The sequence below is a fragment of the Nitratireductor kimnyeongensis genome, assembly GCF_019891395.1.
Taxonomy (GTDB): domain Bacteria; phylum Pseudomonadota; class Alphaproteobacteria; order Rhizobiales; family Rhizobiaceae; genus Nitratireductor; species Nitratireductor kimnyeongensis.
In genome coordinates this window covers 919,260-932,836 of record NZ_CP078143.1, presented here as the reverse complement: position 1 = coordinate 932,836, position 13,577 = coordinate 919,260, and the positions used below count along the sequence as shown (strand labels likewise).

Below are 13,577 nucleotides of genomic sequence, written 5' to 3'. Positions count from 1 at the left end.
GCTTGCAGAGAGGCGAAGGGCGAGGGCGGGGTAAGGGGCCTGCGACAAACCTCAGATGCAGGACTCAAACAATGCCTTTGTGTTGGCTGCGGTCAGCTTGACCGGATTGCCCCCACCACTCGGGTCTACAAGCGCCATCTCCACCATCTCGTCGATGCGGTCTGATCCGACGCCCATGTCGCCGAGCCGGTCGGGAATGCCAAGCTCCGCACGCAGGTTCATGACGAAATCGAAGAAACCATCGAACCCGCCCGATATGCCAAGATAGGCTGCAGCGGACGCGATGCGCGGCTCGATCTCCGGCCGGTTCAGCTTAAGCACAGCCGGCATCACCACCGCATTGGTCGTGCCATGATGGGTGTTATAGAGCGCTCCGACCGGGTGCGAGAGCGCGTGAATCGCGCCCAGGCCTTTCTGGAACGCCACAGCGCCCATGGCGGCGGCGCTCATCATGTGCGCGCGAGCCTCGAGGTCTGCTCCATCATGGTAGGCACGGGGAAGGTACTCTTTCACGAGCCGAAGCCCTTCAAGTGCGATGCCCTGGCTCATCGGGTGGTAGAAGGCCGAGGAATAGGCCTCCAGACAATGCGCAAAGGCGTCCATCCCCGTGCCCGCGGTGATTGCCTTGGGCATGCCCACGGTCAGTTCCGGATCGCATATCACCACAGAGGGGAGCACCTTCGGATGGAAGATGATTTTTTTGACATGGGTTTTGGAGTTCGTGACAACGCCGGCGCGCCCCACTTCCGAGCCGGTGCCGGCTGTCGTGGGAACGGCCACGTTCGGTGCGATTTTCGAAGCATCCGCGCGGGTCCACCAGTCGCCAATGTCTTCGAAATCCCAGACCGGTCGTGTCTGACCGGCCATGAAGGCGATCAGCTTGCCGAGATCGAGGCCGGAGCCACCGCCAAAGGCAACAACGCCGTCATGACCGCCGTCCTTGAAAACCTTCACACCGGCTTCGAGGTTCTTGTCATTCGGGTTGGGATCGACTTCCGAGAACATGGCGCGCCCAAGGCCCGCAGCCTCCAGAATGTCGAGCGCATTCTTCGTGATGTCCATGCCGGCAAGGCCGCGGTCGGTCACCAGAAGCGGCTTTGAAATGCCGGCTGCCTTGCAGGCCTCGGCGAGTTCCCTGATGCGCCCCGCGCCAAACCGTACAGCGGTGGGATAGGACCAGTTTCCTTCGAGCTTCATGCCTGTTTCTTTCTCATGTGGTAGGATTTCGGGCGGGTCAGATTGTGGTAGCCGATTTCGGAAAGCGCGCCGCCGCGCCCGGTGTTCTTACAGCCGGTCCAGCAAAGGGCCGGGTCGAGATAGTCGGCACGGTTCATGAACACAGTGCCCGTTTCGATGTCTGCACCGATAGCCGCCGCGCGCTCGGGATCGGATGTCCACAGCGAGGCGGTCAGGCCGAACTCACAATCGTTCATGAGATCGAGTGCCTCGGCATCGTTCTTCACCGGCATGATGCCCACGACAGGGCCAAAGCTTTCCTCGCGCATCACGCGCATCTGGTGGTTCACGTCGATCAGGATCTGCGGCATGAGATAGGTGCCGCCATCATCCTCGGGGAAGGCTTTCGGATCGACCAGCGCCTTTGCGCCCTGCGCCAGCGCGTCTTCGGTCTGGCTGCGCACTTCGGCCGCAAACCGCTTGTTGGCCATGGGGCCGATGGTGGTTTCGGCGTCCAGCGGATTGCCGAGTTTCAGCTTGCCCACCCACTCGACGGATTTCTCGACAAAACTGTCGAAATGCTTCTCCGCGACATAGATGCGTTCGATGCCGCAGCAGCACTGGCCGGCATTGAACATTGCGCCGTCCATCAGCACATCGACGGCCCAGTCGATATCCGCATCGTCCATCACATAGGCGGGGTCCTTGCCGCCGAGTTCCAGCCCGAGCCCGGTGAAGGTGCCGGCAGCCGCCCGCTCGATGGCGCGTCCACCGCCGACGGAGCCGGTGAAATTGATGAAGTCGAAAGAGCGCTCCCCAATCAGCTTTTCCGTGCCGGCATGGTCGAGGAAAAGGTTGACGAACAGCTCTTCGGGTATGCCCGCTTCATGGAAGGCGCGCACGATGCGCTCACCCACGAGCAGCGTCTGCGTGGCGTGCTTGACGGCGACAGCATTGCCGGCGATCAGGGCCGGAACGATGGTGTTCATCGCTGTCATGTAAGGGTAATTCCACGGCGCGATGACGCCGACCAACCCGTGGGGAACGCGTTCGATGCGGCGTGCGAAGCTTTCCGAATCCTCCAGAACGATGGGTGCGAGGGCACGCTCGGCAATCTCCGCCATATAGGCGGAGCGCTCGTTCATGCCGCCGAACTCGCCGCCATAGCGCACCGGGCGGCCCATCATGTGGGCAAGCTCCGGCACCACCTCGTCTTTCATCTCGTTGAGGCGGGCAACGCCGGCATTCACCAGCTTGATACGCTCATCGAGCGGCCGCGCCGCCCAGGCCTTCTGTGCCTGGCACGCGCTGGCGAGAAGCTTGGCCGCCTTGTCGGGATCCATGACGGGGCGTTCGGCATAGACCGAACCGTCGATGGGGGAAATGCATTGAAGGGTTTTCGTCATGTCATGCTCTCTCAAAACCGCGCCTGACCTCCCAGTCGGTGACGCGGCGATCATATTCGGATTGTTCCCAGCGGGCTGCATGGACATAGTGATCGACAACGTCATCACCAAAGGCTGCACGCAGCATTTTTGAGCCATCGAGCGCGGTGGCGGCATCGCGCAGGGTTTTGGGGATCTCTCGGATCCCTTTGCCCTCATACGCATCACCGACAAAGGCCGGCTCCAGCTCTCTCTTGTTTTCGATGCCATCAATGCCTGCCGCGATAAGGGCCGCGAAGGCAAGATAGGGGTTCAGGTCGGCGCCGCCGACCCGGCATTCCACGCGCACCGCCTTCGTGTCCTCACCGCAGACTCGATAGCCCGCCGTGCGGTTGTCGAACGACCAGATCGCCTTGGTGGGGGCGAATGTGCCGGCGGCAAAGCGCTTGTAGGAATTGATATAGGGCGCGAGGAAACAGGTGATCTCGCCGGCATGGGCGAGCAGGCCCGCCATATAATGTTTCATCATGTCCGACATGCCGTGCTCGCCCGAGGGGTCGAAAAAGAGCGGCTTGCCATCCAACGTCCAGAGCGACTGGTGCACATGCGAGGAATTGCCGGCGGCATTGTCGTCCCATTTGGCCATGAAGCTGATGGCGCGGCCGGCCTTCCAGGCGATTTCCTTGCAGCCGTTTTTCACGATGGCGTGGCGGTCGGCCATGGTGAGTGCATCGGTGTAGCGGACGTTGATTTCTTCCTGTCCGGCATCGGCCTCGCCCTTGGAGTTCTCCACCGGCACATCCGCGCCGTTGAGGCCGTTGCGGATCGCCCGCATCACGTCCTCCTCCTTGGTGGTCTGGAAGATGTGGTAATCCTCGTTGTAAGCGCTGATGCGCTCCAGCCCGCGATAGCCCTTCGCGGCTGCTTCCTCGAAGGTGTCGCGGAACAGGAAGAACTCCAGCTCCGAGGCCATCATCGCCTTCATGCCCATGGCTTCCAGCCGCGCGACCTGCTTTTTTAGGATGGCGCGCGGCGAATGGGGCACATCGTCATGCGTGTGGTGGTCGAGCACGTCGCATAGGACCAGTGCCGTGCCCTCCAGCCAGGGAATGCGGCGCATCGTCGAGAGGTCCGGCTTCATCGTGTAGTCGCCATAACCTGCCGACCAGCTTGTCGCGCGATAGCCTTCGACAGTGAACATTTCCATGTCGGTGGCGAGCAGATAGTTGCAGCTATGGGTCTCCTCGAACGCGCTTTCGAGGAAGAAATCCACATGGAACCGCTTGCCCATCAGGCGTCCCTGCATGTCGACCAACGCCACGAGCACCGTGTCGATTTCGCCGGCTTCCGCCGCGGCCTTGAGGCTTTCCAAAGTCAGTTTGCCCGCCATTCAATTCGTCCTGTCGGTGGTGATGGGAATGGCCCCGGCAGCGTGTCCGGGGCCATGTGTCTGTTTCGGATCAGCCGTAGCGATAGGGCGGACCGGCCTTCTGCATGAGGGTACGATAGTTGCGCAGGATCTGAACCACACGCTCCTTGCGCCCGCCTTCGGCAGCGATCTCATCCCAGAATTTCTCTGCCTCGGCTTCCACGGTCGCCCATTCCGCGTCGGGGATGGTGGTGAGTTCCATCTTGCCGCCATTGACGCGCAGATCCGCTTCGCCGGCCCAGTACCAGTGCAGGCGGTAATAGTGGGAAGAATCCATCGCCAGCCGGAAGAGCTGCTTGAGATGATCCGGCACCTCGTTCCAGCGGTCCGAATTGGCGAAGAAGGAGCCTACCCAGGCACCGCAGATATTGTTGGTGAGCAGATAGGGCGTCACTTCGGCCCAGCCCACCGTGTAGTCCTCGGTGATGCCCGACCAGGCGATGCCGTCGAGCTCGCCCGTCTGCACGGCCACCTCCACGTCTTCCCATGGAAGCGTGACGGGCACGACGCCGAAGCGGGAAAGGAACTTGCCGGCTGTCGGGAAGGTAAAGACACGCTTGCCCTTCAGATCCTCGAGGCTCTTGATGGGCTCCTTGGTGTTGAAATGGCACGGGTCCCATGAGCCAGCCGAAAGCCACGTCACGCCTTCCACTTCGCCATAGGCCTCTTCCCAGATCTCGGCCAGGCCGTGCTTGTAGAACAGCGCCTGCACATCGAGCGAATAGCGCGTGGCAAAGGGGAAATAGCCGCCGAAAACCGATACATCGACCGGCGCTGCCATGGAATCGTCATCCGACTGCACGGCGTCGATCGTGCCATTCTGCATGGCGCGGAACAGTTCGCCCGTCGGCACCAGTTGGTCGGCATAGTACAGCTCGATTTCCATCTCGCCATTGGCTGCCTTGTTGAAGGCGTCGATGGCCGGTTTGACGACATGCTCGGCAAGGGCGGCGCCGGCATAGGTCTGCAGCCGCCAGCGGATTGGGCTTTGCGCATGAACATAGGGCGTTGCAAGAGCCGTCGTGCCGGCTGCAGCCGCCGATGCCATGCCCGCTTTCTTCAGAAAGTCGCGTCTGTTTTGCATCTTCGTTCACTCCTCTGGTTGTTTTCCCGGTCGTTATCGCCGGGCATTGCCGCAGGCTTGTTCTGGTCGTCACCTCCTTGGTTGTGCGGTTTCAGCGCGCATAGACATGCTCCGGAAGCCAGAGCGCGATCTGCGGAAAGACCATGACAATGATGAGCGCGAACACCATCACCGCCACGAACGGGATAATGGATCGGTAGATGTCTCCAAGCCCGATCTCTGGCGGCGCCATGGCCCGCATGAGGAAGAGATTGTAGCCGAAGGGCGGGGTCATGTAGGCGATCTGGCAGGTGATCGTGTAGAGCACGCCGTACCAGATGAGGTCGAAGCCGAGCAGCTTGACCAGGGGCACATAGAGCGGCGCGACGATGACGAGCATCGCCGTATCGTCCAGAAACATGCCCATTATGAGATAGGAAAGCTGCATCAGGATCAGTACCTCCCATGGCGAGAGACCAAGCTGATCCAAGAAAAACCCCTCGATAGCCCGTACCGCGCCCAGTCCGTCGAAGACGGCTCCGAAGCACAGAGCAGCAAGAATGATCCACATGAACATGCACGAGACCGAAAGCGTCTTGCGCACCGTGTCGTGGATCACCTTCAAAGTGAGGCGCCCGCGGATCGCCGCGGCAGCGGTTGCCGAGACCGCACCGATGGCGGAGCTCTCGACAAGGCTGGTGACGCCCATGACGAAAAGCCCGGTCATCAGGAAGAAGATCATGAAGGGCAGAATGCCGGCAGACAGGAGCTTGAGCTTTTCGGACATTGGGATGCGGCGCTCTTCGGCAGGAAGCACAGGCCCGAGATTGGGCTGCAGCCAGCACCGGATCGCGATGTAGAGAATGAAAAGCCCCGCCATGAGCAGGCCGGGAAACACGCCTGCCAGCCAGAGCTGGCCGACCGGCTGGCGCGCGATCATTGCATAAAGCACGAGCACCACGCTGGGCGGCACGAGAATGCCGAGCGATGAGCCTGCCTGGATAACGCCGGTCACCATGATCTTGTCGTAGCCGCGTCTAAGCAGTTCCGGCAGCGCGATGGTTGCGCCGATGGCCATGCCGGCAACCGACAGGCCGTTCATGGCCGAGATGACCACCATGAGCGCAATCGTTCCGATGGCAAGCCCGCCGCGCACCGGGCCGAACCAGACATGGAACATCTTGTAGAGATCGTCGGCAATGCCCGATTCCGACAGCATGTAACCCATATAGATGAAGAGCGGCAGCGTCAGCAGCGCATACCATTTCATCAGCTTCATGGCAGCGGAAAACGCGATCTCGGAACCACCCGTCCCCCATAGCAGCAGCGCGAAGGCAACGGCAATGAAGCCAATGGCGCCAAAGACGCGCTGCCCCGTCAAAAGCAGACCCATCATGCCGGTGAACATGAGGATCGCTGTCAGTTCATAGCTCATGACAGTTCCTCCCCGCGCACCCGCGCAATATCCCTGAAGAGTTGCGCCATGGCCTGAAGCAGCGTCAGCGCGATGCCGATGCACATGATGATCTTGATGGGCGCCATATAGGGCGACCAGGCCGAATAGCTGGTTTCACCGTATTTCAGCGCATAGGCAGTGGAGGAGAACCCGCCATAAAGAAGCAGGGAGAGATAGAAAATCAGAAACAAGACGGTGATGGAATCGACAATCGCCTTCGTGCGCGGCGACCAGCGTGCATAGATCAGGTCCATCCGCACATGCGCGTCATTCTGCAGCGCCCAGCCGCCGCCGACCATGTAGTAGGCAACCATGGCGAACTGGGCCATTTCCAGTGTCCACAAAGGCGGTATGGCCACTGTCTTCATGATCGATGAATAAAGCAGAATGCCGATCATCAGGAAGATCATGTACATGACCACGAGACCGACATAGTGGTTCGTCCGGTCGATCAGGCGCACATAGCGCCTTATGGCGTTCGGCATCGGCTCCGGTCTCCCATTTTTGCTCCTGTTGTTCCCGCTCTGTTGTGATGCCGGCCTGTTCTTGTCAGGCTTGTTGTGGTCCGGCTTCGTAAAGGTCGATGTGAAATCGCTGCAGTGCTGTCTCAAGCAGCCTTGCCGTGCGCTTTGCCCATTCGTCCTGCCCTTGGTCGGTGTCGATCAGATCGCTGCAATATTCGATCATCACGTTGAGCAGGCCATGCTGGACTGCATGCAGACGCAAGGTGTGCGTCACGCCGTCGTCCGGTCCATAGGGATAGTTGCGCATTGTGTTGGAGATGCCGTTTTCTTCGGCCAGTGCCAGCATCGCGTCTGCCAAACGGCGGTCGCGGTCATGCAGCAATCCGATCGCGCGATGCCGTTCCACACCGAAATATACGCGTGTATATGAATGGATGGTGACGATCACAGTTTGCCTGGCGGGGGCCGTTCGCGCCGCGATCAGATCGGCCAGCGCTTGACGAAACGGTTCATAGATCTCGGCAACGCGTTGTTGGCGTGCCGCGTCTGGAAGGTCGCGGTTGCCGGGAATTGCATGAACCTCGCTTCGCTCAGGAATGCTGTCGGCTGCGTCCGGGGGGCGATTGCAATCATAGACAAGCCGCGAGAACCGCTGGTGGATAAGTGGGGCATCGAGCAGGGCTGACAGCTTCCGTGCCGTCGCCAGCGCTCCGATGTCCCAAGCGGCATGACTTGTCAGAGTGTCCGGCTTCACGCCGAGCGTCGAGAGCGACGCGGGAATTGTGCATGAGGCGTGCTCGCAGACGAGTATGACGGGCGAACGCCCGTCCGCGCGCTCGATCTGAAATGGTTCACCCTCCGATGGGGCAAGCAGCGCGCCGGTCATCAAACCTCCAGGCACCTGTGCTCTCTTGGTCGCATTGTAATATTGATTAGCATTGCGAGGATTTTGTCAATTATGTAATTTCTATTACGGAAGAGATTCCAGCATCTTTTGGAGAGACGCGTTTGGGCTTGAAAGAACAGGTTCATGAGGCACTCGGTCAGATGACCGACGCCGAGCGCAAGGTGGCTCACGCCTTTCTTGCCCACTATCCCAGCAGCGGCCTTTCCACGGTCGCTGAATTTGCGGGTCTCGCCGGCACCAGTGCGCCGACGGTTCTGCGCTTCGTGTCGCGGCTCGGCTTTTCCGGCTATCCGGAATTTCAGCGTGCCCTGCGGACCGAAATTCAGGCGGAATTGCTGTCTCCGCTTGAAAAGGGAGACAGCTCCGCAGCGCGCAATCTCGATGGGTCGGCTCTCGGTTCCTATTTCTCGCGGGCCACGGCCAATATTCAAGCCACTCTTGAAGCAATTCCCGAGAGCGAATTTGAAGCAGCCTGTGCCCTGCTATCTGACCCGAAGGCAGCCTGTTACACGCTCGGTGGGCGTTTCAGCGATGCCATTGCCCGGTATATGGCATCGCATCTGCGCATTGTTCGACCCAATGTGCGCCGCTTTCAGGACCAGACCTCCACCTGGGATGATCAATTGCTGGATGTGAAGGCGGGCGATGTCGTGGTTCTCTTCGATATTCGTCGCTACCAGCGTGATCTGGTGCATCTGAGTGAGCTTCTATGCGAGCGCAAGGCACGCATCGTGTTGGTCACGGACAGTTGGCTGTCGCCGATTTCGCGCTATGCGAAGGTCGTTCTTCCCTGTGCAATCGATTCAGGACGCACCTGGGATTCCGGTGTCGTTCTTATGGCGCTGGTCGAGGCAATCATCGACCGTGTCTCCCATCGGGATTGGGATACGGCGCGCGAGCGCATCCAGGCACTGGAGCATATTCACTGGAACAAGCCTCCCGCTGGGGAGTGAACCGACAGGCCTATCTGTACACTGCCGTCGCGGCTTCCCTGAGCCACGCCATCGCGGCGCGATAGGGGCCGGGCCCGTGGCTTATACGGGCGACCCCCAGCCGGCCAAGTGTCGTGGCATCCGGAGCCGTCTTCATGGCCATGATGTTGACCGGCAGCGGGGAGGCCTCACAAAGCTCTTCAATCAACGCCTGATCGACCAGCGCAGGAGCGAAGAAACCGCTGGCGCCAGCATCCGCGAAAGCCTTGGCCCGCTCTTTCGCCTCGGCCAGGAGCGCGGCGTGACGGTTGCGGTCACTTTCCTTAAGGAAGAGATCGGTTCGCGCGTTGATGAAGAGCGGCACGCCACGCGTCTCCGCCATTGCGCGGATGGCACCGATGCGTTTTGCCTGATCGGCCAATGAGTGAAGACCATCGCCGCCGACGATCTGATCCTCGAAATTGATGCCCACTGCACCTGCGTCGAGAATGTGGGACACATTTTCGGCCGCATCCGTTGGATCGGTGGCATAGGCTCCCTCGAAGTCGACGGAAAGCGGCAGCTCCACCGTCTCCGAGATGCGTCTGGTCACCTTAGCCAGAAGCTCGACGGGGATTTTCTCGCCATCGCCATAGCCATGGGCGGCGGCAACCGACCAGCTCCCCGTAGCCACGGACCGCGCCCCCGCTTCAGCGACGGCGGCAGCCGAACCGGCGTCCCAGATATTGTACAGGATGAGCGGATCGCCCTTCACGTGAAGGGCGTGGAAGGTGCGTGCTCGATCAATCTGGCTCACGTCAGTGCTCCTGCTCCTCAAGGGCAGGAAATTATGCCACAAGCCTTGTGTCCTGAATTGCGCCAGAAGCGCCTCGATTGCCTGCCAACACCTTGACGGATGGGGCTCCTGCTCTTAGCGAATGGCCTGACCCTTGTCGTCGAAACGGAAGACGCGGTTGTCGTCGAACTTGGCATGCACCGTGCTGTCGATGTCAAAATTCTGTTCGCCGAAGAGCCGCGCACAGACCAGTCCTGCAGTACCGCAATCGAGATAGACATTGGTATCCGCTCCCAGATGCTCGATGTGGGAGACGCGGCCGGAAATGTCTCCTCCTGAGGGCACGATGGAAATGTGCTCGGGGCGGATGCCGATCGTCTTGGCATCTTCGCGGGAGAGGTGGCTGGCCTCGATGAAATTCATCTGAGGTGAACCGATGAAACCGGCGACGAAAAGATTGGCCGGGTCATTGTAGAGCTCCATGGGCGTGCCCACCTGCTCGATCTTCCCGCCATTCAGAACGACGATGCGGTCTGCCAGCGTCATGGCCTCGGTCTGATCATGAGTCACATAGACCATCGTGGCGCCCAGTTCCCGGTGAAGGCGTGCGATTTCCAGCCGCGTGTTGACGCGCAGTGCTGCATCGAGATTGGAAAGCGGCTCGTCGAAAAGGAAGAGCTTGGGCTTGCGAACCACGGCGCGGCCGATGGCGACGCGCTGGCGCTGCCCGCCGGAAAGCTCCGCCGGGCGCCGGTCGAGATAGGGTTCGAGCGACAGCATCTTCGAAGCAAAGTCCACACGTTCGGCAATGTGTGCGGCCGGATGCTTTGCCTGTTTGAGGCCGAGGCTCATATTGTCGCGCACGGTCAGGTGCGGATAGAGCGCGTAGGTCTGGAACACCATGGCGATGCCGCGCTTCGATGGTGGCGTCGAGCTTACCTCCGAACCGTCGATTTCCACGCTCCCGCCACTGGCATCTTCAAGCCCGGCGATGATGCGTAGAAGGGTGGATTTGCCACAGCCGGACGGGCCGACAAAGATGACGAATTCGCCGTCCTGAACTTCGAGGTCCACGCCCTTGATGACGTCGACCTGGCCGAACGACTTGGTGATGTTCTTGAGTGCGAGTGAGCCCACGGTTCCGTCCTAAAGTTCGATTTCCTTGCCGCTTCGCACGCTTTCGTCGGCGGCGAGGCAGATGTTGAGGGATTGCACGGCGTCGTTCATGTGCCGTGAAAGGTCGATGTCTTCGCGGATGGCTTTCAGCATGAAGGCCTGCTCGCGGTCGCACAGTTCCTGATGCCCCGGCTCGCCGTCCATTGACAGAAGCGTATCTTCTCGGGCGAAACGGCCGCTGGCGTCGGTCTCTGCCCTGTGAACGCGGATGCGCGATGTCTGTGTGTGCGCGTCGATGTCATCCGACTTCGCGCCTTCGTCCATGACGATGGAGACGCAGCCATTGGGGGATACGATGTCTTTCACGAAGAAGGCGGTTTCCGACATCATCGGCCCCCAGCCGGCCTCGTACCAGCCCACCGAGCCATCGTCGAACATCACCTGGAAGTGTCCGTAATTGTACATGTCCGGGGCGATCTCTTCGGAAAGCCGAACCCCCATCCCGCGCACCTTGACCGGCTTCGCATCGGTGATCTGGCACATCACGTCCACATAGTGCACGCCGCAGTCGACGATGGGTGGTGTCGTTTGCATGAGCTGTTTGTGCGTCATCCAGGTCGGACCGGAGGATTGCTGGTTGAGGTTGAGCCGGAACACGTAAGGACCGCCAAGCCCTCGCGCCTCTTCGATCAGTTTTACCCAAGAGGGGTGATGGCGAAGAATATAGCCCACCACGAGCTTGCGCTTGTGCGCCTTTGCCACTTCCACCACGCGCCGCGCATCGGCGACATTCGTTGCCAGCGGCTTCTCAACGAAGACATGTGCGCCAGCCTCCATCGCCGCGATGGCATAGGGGGCATGGCTGTCCGAATAGGTGTTGATCGAGGCCAGGTCCGGTTTTGTCTTGGCCAGCGCCTCCTCGAAGTCCGTCGAATGCGGGTAGCCTTTCAGCGCATCCGGCAAGTCCGGTTTTGAGCGGCTCACAAGCCCCACAACCTCGAAACCGGGATTGGCATGATAGGCGAGCGCATGGCTCATGCCCATATTGCCAAGTCCTGCGACCAGCACCCGCACGGGCTTTGTCTGCGCACTCATTTGACTGCTCCCGATGTGATGCCGCGGATGAGCTGGCGCGAGAAGATCAGATAGAGGATCAGCACCGGCAGGATGGCGAGCGAAAGTGCCGCCAGAACCGCGTTCCAGTTGGTCACGAACTGGCCGATGAAGACCTGCGCGCCGAGCGTGATGGTTTTCGTTGCTTCGGCCGGTGCCAGGATCAGCGGGAACCAGAGATCGTTCCAGATGGGGATCATGGTGAAGACCGCGACCGTCGCCATGGCGGGCCGCACGAGCGGCAGGACGAGGCGGAAGAAGATGCGGTACTCGCTGAGCCCGTCGATCCGACCGGCGTTTTTCAGGTCATCAGAAACCTGCCGCATGAACTCCGACAGGATGAAGATGGCGAGAGGCAGGCCCTGCGCCGTGTAGACCAGAATGAGCGAAGTCAGCGTATTGACGAGGCCGGACGCCGCCATCATCTGCAGGATCGCGACGGTGCCCAGCCGGATCGGGATCATGATGCCAAGCGCCAGATAAAGGCCCATCAACGAATTGCCCTTGAAGCGGTATTCGGCAAGCGCGAAAGCGGCCATCGCACCGAACAGGAGCACCATGAAGAGTGACACGACGGTGACCACGAAGCTGTTCTGGAAATAGAGCAGGAAATCACCCTGTTTCAGAACCGTTTCGAAACCGATCAGGCTGAAGGTTTCCGCATTGGGCAGTTCCAGGGGGGTGCGGAAGATCGCCTTGCGCGACTTGAAGGCGTTGATGACGATCACGAACACCGGGAAGAGCGCGATGATCGTGTATGCCGCCAGCACCGCATGGGCGGCGATGGAGCGGACGGGGGAGTGTCTGGCTGTGCTCATCGGTCTCTCCCGCTCAGAACTGGTAGCGGCGCAGCCGCGTCTGGATGCCGAACAGATAGATCGACACGCCGATGAGAATGATGGCGAACATGGCGGTCGCAATCGCCGCGCCAAGATTCGGGTCGCCAAGCTGAAGCTGGAAGCCGAAGAAGGTGCGGAACATGAACGTGCCAAGAATATCAGTCGAGAAATCTGGCCCCGCCAGCGCGCCCTGTGTCGCGTAGATCAGGTCGAACGCGTTGAAGTTGCCGACAAACGTCAGGATCGAGATGATGCCGATTGCCGGCAATATCAGTGGCAGCTTCACCTTCCAGAATTGCGACATGCCGGTGATGCCGTCGCACTCGGCGGCTTCCAGAAGCTCGTCGGGAATAGAAAGAAGTGCGGCATAAATGAGCATCATCGGGATGCCGACGAACTGCCAGACCGAGATCAGCGCCAGGGTTGTCAGCGCATAGGCTTCTTTGCCCAGCCATGGCTGGAACAGGCTTTTCAAGCCAACGAAATCCAGCAGGTTCGGCGCGACGCCCCAAAGTGGGCTCAGGATGAGCTTCCAGGCAAACCCCGCAATCACGAAGGAAAGGATCGTGGGAATGAAGATGGCCGTGCGATAGAAAGACCGCATTCTCAACCGGGGACTCGACAAAAGGGCCGCCAGAAGAATGCCGATCGGGTTCTGCACGATCATATGAACGATGAAAAACCAGGTGTTGTTCTTGAGCGCATTCCAGAACTGGTCCGACCATTGCGGATCCCCGAACAACGCCCGGAAATTCTGAAGGCCGACAAAGACCTGACTGTTCTCCACATCGCTGTACATGGCCAGTTGAAGCGTACTGAACAGCGGGATGATCATGATCGCCGTGTAGATCAAAACGGCTGGGGCCAGAAACACGGCAATGTGCCAGCGTCGGGACTTCTTGGTCGCTTGGGCCATGGAACG

At 60.2% G+C, this 13,577-nt stretch carries 13 protein-coding genes; 1 reads left to right on the top strand and 12 read right to left on the bottom strand.

Translation table 11 applies throughout. From position 1 onward, the window contains the following. Positions 1-51: 51 nt before the first annotated feature. From KW403_RS04385 to KW403_RS04355, 7 genes are all read right to left on the bottom strand, one after another. Positions 52-1,197, bottom strand: coding sequence for an iron-containing alcohol dehydrogenase (locus KW403_RS04385; RefSeq protein WP_223021535.1), 1,146 nt, complete (start codon positions 1,195-1,197; stop codon positions 52-54). Then, on the bottom strand, positions 1,194-2,582 hold the full coding sequence (locus KW403_RS04380; RefSeq protein WP_223021534.1) for an aldehyde dehydrogenase family protein: 1,389 nt from the start codon (positions 2,580-2,582) through the stop codon (positions 1,194-1,196). The genes KW403_RS04385 and KW403_RS04380 overlap by 4 nt, the downstream gene beginning before the upstream one ends. A gap of 1 nt (position 2,583) precedes the next feature. Then, positions 2,584-3,951, bottom strand: a complete 1,368-nt coding sequence (locus KW403_RS04375; RefSeq protein ID WP_223021533.1) for a glutamine synthetase family protein — start codon at positions 3,949-3,951, stop codon at positions 2,584-2,586. 70 nt (positions 3,952-4,021) lie between these two features. Next, complete coding sequence (locus tag KW403_RS04370) at positions 4,022-5,074, bottom strand: TRAP transporter substrate-binding protein (protein ID WP_223021532.1); 1,053 nt, start codon at positions 5,072-5,074, stop codon at positions 4,022-4,024. Between the two features lie 91 nt (positions 5,075-5,165). After that, positions 5,166-6,488, bottom strand: a complete 1,323-nt coding sequence (locus tag KW403_RS04365; protein WP_223021531.1) for a TRAP transporter large permease — start codon at positions 6,486-6,488, stop codon at positions 5,166-5,168. Beyond that, entirely contained in the window at positions 6,485-6,994 is a 510-nt protein-coding gene (locus KW403_RS04360; protein ID WP_223021530.1) for a TRAP transporter small permease subunit, read from the bottom strand. The genes KW403_RS04365 and KW403_RS04360 overlap by 4 nt, the downstream gene beginning before the upstream one ends. 64 nt (positions 6,995-7,058) lie before the next feature. Further along, a complete protein-coding gene (locus KW403_RS04355) occupies positions 7,059-7,859 on the bottom strand; it encodes an N-formylglutamate amidohydrolase (RefSeq protein WP_223021529.1) in 801 nt (266 codons plus the stop codon). Between the two features lie 128 nt (positions 7,860-7,987). On the opposite strand from KW403_RS04355, the gene KW403_RS04350 reads away from it, so the two are divergent. Continuing rightward, positions 7,988-8,833 (top strand): MurR/RpiR family transcriptional regulator, encoded by an 846-nt coding sequence (locus KW403_RS04350; RefSeq protein WP_246637890.1) that lies wholly within the window; start codon positions 7,988-7,990, stop codon positions 8,831-8,833. A gap of 10 nt (positions 8,834-8,843) precedes the next feature. Here KW403_RS04350 and KW403_RS04345 read toward each other — a convergent pair whose 3' ends face one another. From KW403_RS04345 to KW403_RS04325, 5 genes are all read right to left on the bottom strand, one after another. Further along, positions 8,844-9,608, bottom strand: a complete 765-nt coding sequence (locus tag KW403_RS04345; RefSeq protein ID WP_223021527.1) for an isocitrate lyase/PEP mutase family protein — start codon at positions 9,606-9,608, stop codon at positions 8,844-8,846. A gap of 114 nt (positions 9,609-9,722) precedes the next feature. Beyond that, complete coding sequence (locus KW403_RS04340) at positions 9,723-10,724, bottom strand: ABC transporter ATP-binding protein (protein ID WP_223021526.1); 1,002 nt, start codon at positions 10,722-10,724, stop codon at positions 9,723-9,725. Positions 10,725-10,733: 9 nt separating this feature from the next. Further along, positions 10,734-11,798 carry a Gfo/Idh/MocA family protein gene (locus tag KW403_RS04335; protein WP_223021525.1) on the bottom strand — a complete coding sequence of 355 codons (1,065 nt, stop codon included), beginning with the start codon at positions 11,796-11,798 and terminating at the stop codon, positions 10,734-10,736. Then, on the bottom strand, positions 11,795-12,634 hold the full coding sequence (locus KW403_RS04330) for a carbohydrate ABC transporter permease (protein WP_223021524.1): 840 nt from the start codon (positions 12,632-12,634) through the stop codon (positions 11,795-11,797). The genes KW403_RS04335 and KW403_RS04330 overlap by 4 nt, the downstream gene beginning before the upstream one ends. A gap of 13 nt (positions 12,635-12,647) precedes the next feature. Continuing rightward, a complete protein-coding gene (locus KW403_RS04325; RefSeq protein WP_223021523.1) occupies positions 12,648-13,571 on the bottom strand; it encodes a carbohydrate ABC transporter permease in 924 nt (307 codons plus the stop codon). Positions 13,572-13,577 lie beyond the last annotated feature (6 nt).

What these genes read in the sequence shown, in the direction of transcription:
- KW403_RS04335 (WP_223021525.1), bottom strand. Translation starts at nt 11,798, where the DNA reads ATGAGTGCGCAGACAAAGCCCGTGCGGGTGCTGGTCGCAGGACTTGGC.
- KW403_RS04375 (WP_223021533.1), bottom strand. Translation starts at nt 3,951, where the DNA reads ATGGCGGGCAAACTGACTTTGGAAAGCCTCAAGGCCGCGGCGGAAGCC.
- KW403_RS04325 (WP_223021523.1), bottom strand. Translation starts at nt 13,571, where the DNA reads ATGGCCCAAGCGACCAAGAAGTCCCGACGCTGGCACATTGCCGTGTTT.
- KW403_RS04330 (WP_223021524.1), bottom strand. Translation starts at nt 12,634, where the DNA reads ATGAGCACAGCCAGACACTCCCCCGTCCGCTCCATCGCCGCCCATGCG.
- KW403_RS04360 (WP_223021530.1), bottom strand. Translation starts at nt 6,994, where the DNA reads ATGCCGAACGCCATAAGGCGCTATGTGCGCCTGATCGACCGGACGAAC.
- KW403_RS04370 (WP_223021532.1), bottom strand. Translation starts at nt 5,074, where the DNA reads ATGCAAAACAGACGCGACTTTCTGAAGAAAGCGGGCATGGCATCGGCG.
- KW403_RS04380 (WP_223021534.1), bottom strand. Translation starts at nt 2,582, where the DNA reads ATGACGAAAACCCTTCAATGCATTTCCCCCATCGACGGTTCGGTCTAT.
- KW403_RS04365 (WP_223021531.1), bottom strand. Translation starts at nt 6,488, where the DNA reads ATGAGCTATGAACTGACAGCGATCCTCATGTTCACCGGCATGATGGGT.
- KW403_RS04355 (WP_223021529.1), bottom strand. Translation starts at nt 7,859, where the DNA reads ATGACCGGCGCGCTGCTTGCCCCATCGGAGGGTGAACCATTTCAGATC.
- KW403_RS04385 (WP_223021535.1), bottom strand. Translation starts at nt 1,197, where the DNA reads ATGAAGCTCGAAGGAAACTGGTCCTATCCCACCGCTGTACGGTTTGGC.